The sequence below is a fragment of the Acidovorax sp. NB1 genome (assembly GCF_005405905.1).
Lineage (GTDB): Bacteria > Pseudomonadota > Gammaproteobacteria > Burkholderiales > Burkholderiaceae_C > Acidovorax.
Window position 1 is genome coordinate 1 of sequence record NZ_BJHU01000044.1, and the last position, 1944, is coordinate 1944.

The following is a 1944-nucleotide window of genomic DNA, read 5'->3' on the forward strand; positions in this document are numbered from 1 at the left end:
ATCTTGGCATCGCCGAACACCGTGGACCACTCCGCGAACGTCAGGTTGGTGGTGATCAACACGCTGGTGTGCTCGTACAGCTTGGACAGAAGGTGGAACAACAAGGCACCACCGGCCTGGCTGAAGGGCAGGTAGCCCAACTCGTCGAGCACGACCAGATCCATGCGCACCAGACTCATGGCGATGCGTCCGGCACGGCCCTGGCTCTTCTCATGCTCCAGGGCATTGACCAGATCGACCGTGGAGTAGAACCGCACTCGCTTGGCGTGCCGGGTGAGCCCAGCAATTCCCAGCGCCGTGGCCAGGTGGGTTTTGCCGGTGCCTGGGCCGCCGACCAGCACCACGTTCTGCGCATCCTGCGTGAACGAGAGGTCCGCCAGTTTCTGGATCAACGCGCGGTCGACCTGCGCGACGGTGAAGTCGAACCCAGCCAGGTCGCGGTGCATCGGGAAGCGCGCCGCTTTCATCTGGTGGGCGATGGAGCGCATCGCCCGATCAGCATCTTCAGCCTGTAGCAGGTGCTCCACCAGCCAGCGTGATGCGGCCAGGGTCGTATCGCCACCTTGCTCCGTCAGATCGGCCCAGGCCGTGGCCATGCCGTTGAGCCGCAGCGCCTTCAGTTGGGCCTGTACATCGATGGAGGTCTCACGCATGATCGACCTCCTGCTCATGGTCCGTGTGGGTGGGGCGCAGCCGGTCATAACGCGCGGTGTCGGCCTTGGGCGCCTGGGTGAGTTGCAAGGACGTCTGCGCCTGCGCTGGCGTGGCCGGGTTGTTCAAGCGGGCCAGCACGTTGCGCACGTGCTCCACGCTAATGCTGCCACTGGGGGCCCTGCCTTCGAGTACCAGCTCGATGGCCACCAGCACCGCTTCCAGCCCAGCCTGCGGCACCACGGCCAGCACCTGTGCCATGACCCGGTCTCCTCCAGGGTGCCTGAGCAGCGACTGGCGCAAACGCAGCAACGGCGCCGGAAGGTCCAGGAACGGCGTGCCATTGCGCAATGCGCCCGGTTTGCGCTGCACCAGGTCGATGTAGTGCTGCCAGTCGTAGCTGGTCTGGCCACTGCCCGGCAGCCGGGCATGGCTGGCTACGACGGCATCTGCGGCCGCCACATCGATTCGTTCGGGATAGACGCGGGTGCTGACGATGTGGCCGGCCCACTCGCACGGCACGGAGTAACGGTTGCGCGCGGCGGCCACCAGGCAGGTGCTGCTGACCCGGGCCAGCCGCTCGACGTAGCCGTTGAAGGGGGCCGGCATGGACATGAGGTGAGGCTTCTCCAACTCCCACATCTCGGCCACGGTGAACTGTCGGTGGATCGGATGCGTGGTGTCGCTCCACACCGAACGACACCGCTCGCTCAGCCAGGCATTGAGTTCGATGAACGAGCCGAAGCGACGGGTCGCGGCTTCGATCCAGATGCGCCTGCGGCTGTCCTGCACGTTCTTCTCGACCACCCCCTTCTCCCAGCCCGAGGCGACGTTGCAGAAGTCGGCGTCGAACAGGTAGTGGCTGCACATGGCCGCGAATCGCGCGTTGACGGTGCGCTGCTTGCCACGCTGCACCTTGTCCACGGCGGTGCGCATGTTGTCGTAGATGCCGCGCCGGGTGACACCGCCAAGCGCCTGGAACGAGCGTGTGTGCGCGTCGAACAGCATCTCATGGCCCTGGCTGGGGTAGGCCACCAGCCAGAAAGCACGGCTGGCGCACAGCTTCAGGTGCGCAACTTGCACGTTGTAGAACACGCCGCCGACGACCATGGCTTCGACGCTCCAGTCGAACTGGAAGGCCTCGCCCAGCTCGAAGCTCATCGGAACGAACGCCTTGGCCGCACTGGCTGCTGACTCCACCCGCCAGCGCCGGATGTAGTCGGTGACGGCGCTGTAGCCGCCGCGGTAGCCCTGGGCCTGTATCTGAGCAAACAAGGCACGGCCGCTGCGCCG

General features: G+C 65.8%; 2 protein-coding genes. Both read right to left on the reverse strand.

Annotated features, from left to right (window positions below; translation table 11 throughout):
• A partial coding sequence (gene istB / locus AvAM_RS21565; protein ID WP_137749005.1) for an IS21-like element helper ATPase IstB occupies positions 1-653 on the reverse strand: 653 nt, incomplete at its 3' end.
• Positions 646-1944: IS21 family transposase (gene istA / locus AvAM_RS21570; protein ID WP_137749006.1), on the reverse strand; the 1299-nt coding region annotated here is incomplete at its 5' end. The genes istB and istA, both read right to left, overlap by 8 nt.